General features: G+C 70.0%; 5 protein-coding genes and 1 pseudogene. 2 read left to right on the top strand and 4 right to left on the bottom strand.

Translation table 11 applies throughout. The features are described 5' to 3' along the window. Together OQF71_RS13955 and OQF71_RS13950 are read right to left on the bottom strand one after the other, a co-directional pair. A pseudogene (locus OQF71_RS13955) lies at window positions 1-540 on the bottom strand (hypothetical protein); the annotation flags it as partial. Then, complete coding sequence (locus tag OQF71_RS13950) at window positions 537-1,811, bottom strand: Single-stranded DNA binding protein (protein ID WP_280588410.1); 1,275 nt, start codon at window positions 1,809-1,811, stop codon at window positions 537-539. The pseudogene OQF71_RS13955 and the gene OQF71_RS13950, both read right to left, overlap by 4 nt. 130 nt (window positions 1,812-1,941) lie before the next feature. Here OQF71_RS13950 and OQF71_RS13945 point away from each other — a divergent pair, with 130 nt between their 5' ends. Further along, window positions 1,942-2,262 carry a hypothetical protein gene (locus tag OQF71_RS13945; RefSeq protein ID WP_280588409.1) on the top strand — a complete coding sequence of 107 codons (321 nt, stop codon included), beginning with the start codon at window positions 1,942-1,944 and terminating at the stop codon, window positions 2,260-2,262. Window positions 2,263-2,296: 34 nt separating this feature from the next. On the opposite strand, the gene OQF71_RS13940 is transcribed toward OQF71_RS13945, so the two are convergent. Further along, window positions 2,297-3,325: a glycosyltransferase family 4 protein gene (locus OQF71_RS13940; RefSeq protein WP_280588411.1), complete on the bottom strand. Its 1,029-nt coding sequence runs from the start codon at window positions 3,323-3,325 to the stop codon at window positions 2,297-2,299. Window positions 3,326-3,473: 148 nt separating this feature from the next. Further along, window positions 3,474-3,752 carry a DNA-directed RNA polymerase subunit L gene (locus OQF71_RS13935; RefSeq protein ID WP_123114231.1) on the bottom strand — a complete coding sequence of 93 codons (279 nt, stop codon included), beginning with the start codon at window positions 3,750-3,752 and terminating at the stop codon, window positions 3,474-3,476. 114 nt (window positions 3,753-3,866) lie between these two features. Between OQF71_RS13935 and OQF71_RS13930 the strand changes: the two genes are divergently transcribed. After that, window positions 3,867-4,091: a GNAT family N-acetyltransferase gene (locus OQF71_RS13930; RefSeq protein WP_280588408.1), complete on the top strand. Its 225-nt coding sequence runs from the start codon at window positions 3,867-3,869 to the stop codon at window positions 4,089-4,091. The last annotated feature ends 196 nt before the right edge of the window (window positions 4,092-4,287 follow it).

Below are 4,287 nucleotides of genomic sequence, written 5' to 3'. Positions count from 1 at the left end.
TTGTGTTGTGGGCACAACAACAAAAACAAGGGACGCGGGGAGGTTGTCTGCCCGGAGGGCATTGGCTTGTGCCGTCGCGAAGACGGCGAGCCGGGCGAGCGTCGCCTCCGCGGCGGAGACGACCCACCGGTCGCGGGTGTCGGCGTCGACCTCGTTGAGGCTCTCGGGCCGGACCGAGGTGAACACGCGGTCGGAGTCCTCCGGCTCGAAGGTGCGCGCCTTCCCCGTGAGCGCGACGAACGACGGCGGGTCGGCGCGTTCGAGGAACGCCTGCGCCTCGGGCTGGTACTGGCCGGCGTAGGTGACGAACGCGCCGGAGGGGTCGACGACCCGCCCGCGGCGCGTCTCGTCGTTCACGCGCTCGACCTCGGTGAGCACGCCGGCGACGAACAGCCGGTTCACGCGCGCGCCGGTCGGCGTGACGACGTAGTTCGGGGCGCGCTCCTCGTCGCTCTCGGAGTACGAGAGGGAGGCGTCGTCGAACTCGGCGGCGAACACCCGGTGGGCGACCTCGCGGGCGCCCGGCCCGTCGTCGCTCATTCGCCCACCTCCGCGAGCGCGGCTCGGGCGGCGTCGCCCGGGTCGTCGTCCGCGAGCGCGAACTCGCTCGCGTCGAGGTTGGCGCCGTAGTCGTCGACGGAGAGGTTCCCCCGGACGCGGTACGCGCGCCCGACCACCGAGTCGGCGATCGCCTCGGCGACGACCTCCTTATCCATCGCCTCTTTCGCGGCCTCGAGAGCGTCGTCGAGCCCGCCGCCGTACACCTCGGCGGTGAGCTCGTCGTCGAGGACGACGGTGACGGTGTCGGTGCCGTCGTCCAAGATCGCCTTCACGCGGAGGTCGTCCTCGCCGTCGACGTCGCCGTGGCTCCGGCACTGGCCGTTCTGGACCACGCGACCGCACTCGGGGCAGCGCTCGATGAGCCCCGAACCGTCCCGAATTTCGAGGACGTTGCCGACGACCTCCACGTCGAACATCCCGCCGGAGGCGACGGCCTCGCCGACCGAGAGCCGGGGAGCGTCCTCGGCGACCTCGACGGGGTCCGGCAGGGGCGTCACCGTCGAGAACTCTGTGAGGTTGAGCGAGGGGACCCCGCGGAACTCGCGGACGTACACGTCCTCGATCCGGAGGTCGGCGCCCGGCTCCAGTTCCGGTCGCGGCTGCCAGTCGGTGAAGGGCAGCTTGGCGGTCGCGTCGCCGACGACGCCCTCGAGGATCTCCGTCTCGCCGTCCCGTCCGGAGATCGTCTTCTCGTCGACCTCCAGCACGCGGATCTCGACGTTGCGCCCGCGGTCGCCCGCGGCGATGTCGACGAGGTTCCGGTCGCCGCCGACCTCGTGATCGACCTCGACCGGCTCGTCCGCGATGGCGACGGTGGTGGAGTCGTTGAGGTTGAGCTCCGGCTCGCCCTCCCACTCCCGGACGCCGGCGTTGCCGATCGTTAGCGAGTCGCCGGGCTCGAAGCCGAAGTCCTGCCAGGCGGTGTAGGAGATGACGCCAGTCTCGTCGGCGATCTCCCCCTCGCGGATCGTGAGGTCGTCGCCCTGGTAGCGGATCGTCCGCGTCCCCTGCGTGAGCACGCGGACGGTGACAGTCACGCCGTCGTTGTCGGTGGTGATCTCGCCCACGTCGACGGCGTCGGGCGTCGGCGTCGAGCCGCCGCTGCCGCCCCCGTGCTTCCGGCGGACGCTCTGTTTCGCCTCGTCTATCGGGACGCTGTACTCCAGTAGGTTCTCCAGGTCGGCTTTGACCTCCTCTTTGTCGACGCCGAGGTCGGAGGCGAGCTCCTCGGCATGGCTGTTGACGTCCATCGGAGTCGACTTCGACGCGACCGCACAAAAGGATTCACCACCGGGGGTGGTCGCGGCGCGCGCGACGAGGCCGGTCCGCCGCCCCGCGACGGCCGGTAGGGCTAAGCCGCCCCCGTCCGCACGGTGGGGCATGGACGATATCGACATCGACGCGCGCGTCACGGGAGAGCGAACCGTCATCGACGTGACCGGGACCCGCGACGTGGCCGTCGTCGTCCGATCCGAGGGCGGCGAGCGGATCTACCTCCCGCCGGAGAGCTTCGACGAGCCCGTGTCGGGGTCGCCGTACACCTCGCCGTATCAGGGCGGGAGCGGGGTCGACGGGGAAGAGAGCCCGTACGGGGGTAGCTCAGGGAGCACCCGCGGCGTGATCGAGACGGCCGAGGGGTTCCGGATCAACCACCCCGAGACGGCGACCGAGTTCGACGTGTACCGCGGCGACGAGGAGTAGACCTATTTAAAAAACCGGGCCGCGGGGCCGCGGCTTACGCGACATCCTCGTACACCGCCAGCGTGTCCTCCGCCACGTCCAGCCACTCGCGGCGCTCGTACTCGGGGGGGTGCTCGCGGTCGAGCGCCTCGATGAGCCCCTCGACGATCGACTCCGAGTCGGTCTCGACCTCCACGAGACAGCCGTCGGGGAGCACCTCGGCGACGCCCGAGGGGGTCGCGACGACCTGCGTCCCCGCCTCCAGCGCCTCCGTGATCGTGATCCCGAACGGCTCCGCGTACGACGGCGAGACGAACGCGTCGGAGGCGGCGTAGTAGTCGCCGAGGTCCGCCTCGGGGACGTAGCCGACGAACTCGACGCGGTCGTCGATGCCGAGAAGCTCGGCGAACCGCTTCAGTTGGTCGGTCTGGTGGCCAGACCCGCCGACGACGAGAGTGACGTCGCGCCCGCGGATCTTCTTCGTCGCGTACAGCAGGTGGGAGATGCCCTTCTGGTCGGTGTGGCGTCCGACGAAGAACAGCATCTCGCCGTCGATGCCGAGGTCCTCGCGGACGTCCTTCCCGGAGAACTTCGGCGTCGAGAAGCCGTTGTACACGACCCGGGAGTCGGCGTCGTACAGCTCCCTGATGTCGCCGCGGACGATCTCGCTGACGGCGATGTTCGTGTCGGCGGCGTTCGCGAGCCGGCGCTCGGTCTCGACCTCTCGCTTGGGCGGGTCGATGTTGCGGTCGCTCGCGAGCGAGTGGAACGACGAGACCCACGTCGCGTCCGACGCCCGGGCGGCCTGTCGCCCCGGCGCGTAGCCGAACCAGTCGTGCGTGTGGATCACGTCGTAGTCGGGCGCCAGCTCCGCGAACCGGTCGCTGAGGCGCTCGACGCGGGCTGCGACGTCGCCGTCGCCCGTCTCCACCGGTTCGAGGCCCGGCTCGCCGTCCGGGGCGAACTCCGCGGGCAACACGAGGGTGGTCTCCACCCCGAGTTCGTCGCGGAGCCCGGTGAACAGTTCGCCGACGTGGACGTCGAGCCCACCGGTGATGTTCGGCGGGTACCCCCATCCCAGCATGAGTACGCTCGGTGGCATACCACCCCGTTTCGCGAGTCGGTACTTAGGTATGGTCCCTCGCTCGGCGGCCGGGCCGCTCGCTGAACGGGAAGAGAGTACGAAAAGACGCTCGGACCCCGCGCCGAACTCGGTTCCGGCTGCCTCCGGTTCAGGCCGCCTGCACGGCGTCGCGCAGCGCGCCGGTCCGGTCGGTGATCGCCTCGGCGGCGTCCGCGAGCAGGTCGAGCGGGTCGTCGGACTCCGACTTCACCGTCAGCACCGGCTCCGTCTGGCCGCCGGACTGCTCGGGGTTCATGTCGTAGGTCGCGGCCGCGACGCCGTCCGTCTCCAAGAGGACGCCCTTCAGCACGTTCATGAACGTGTGGTCCTCGCCGGCGATCTCGATGCGGAGTTCCGTGTCGGTCTTCTCGATGACCCGCAGTTCCATACTCGTGCGGTCGGGCGAGCGGCGTTTCAAGCTTTCGTCTCCCGGATATCGGCGGATGCGGACGCTTCGCACGCCACGACAGCCTTTTTAAATCGCGTGGCCGCAGTCGGTCGCGTGGAGATCCGACGCCTCCCGCCCGTCGACGACGCTCTCCGCCGCTACGCGGCCGAGCTGTGGCTCCCCTATCACCGCGAGCTCGCCGAGCGGGTCGACGCGCGCGAACAGAACTGCGGCGAGCTCCGGCTCGACGTCGCTGTCGACAACGAGCGGGCGCTGGCGTTCTACGAGAAACAGGGCTTCGAGGCGTACCGCAAACAGTTGACGCGATCTGTGGAGTGAGTGGCGCTTTATAAGTAACCAACCGCAGATCGGGCGGTGAACACCTCCAAAGCCCCAGCCGCGAGGCAACGCCGCCGGCGACTGCCCCTTTGAGTCCCACCCGCCCGCAACCGCACAGCACCTCACGCCTCCCCAGCCTCGTCGCTCGCTCGGGGCTCCCGTCGGTCGCCCAGTGCGCTCGCGACTCCCTCGCGCG

The sequence above is a fragment of the Halorubrum sp. Boch-26 genome, from assembly GCF_029889805.1.
GTDB lineage: Archaea > Halobacteriota > Halobacteria > Halobacteriales > Haloferacaceae > Halorubrum.
The sequence above is the reverse complement of the archived record's forward strand: the minus strand, read 5'-3'. Positions and strand labels throughout refer to the sequence as shown.

Coding starts and splice junctions, on each gene's coding strand:
- OQF71_RS13950 (WP_280588410.1), bottom strand. CDS start 1,811: ATGGACGTCAACAGCCATGCCGAGGAGCTCGCCTCCGACCTCGGCGTC.
- OQF71_RS13945 (WP_280588409.1), top strand. CDS start 1,942: ATGGACGATATCGACATCGACGCGCGCGTCACGGGAGAGCGAACCGTC.
- OQF71_RS13940 (WP_280588411.1), bottom strand. CDS start 3,325: ATGCTGGGATGGGGGTACCCGCCGAACATCACCGGTGGGCTCGACGTC.
- OQF71_RS13935 (WP_123114231.1), bottom strand. CDS start 3,752: ATGGAACTGCGGGTCATCGAGAAGACCGACACGGAACTCCGCATCGAG.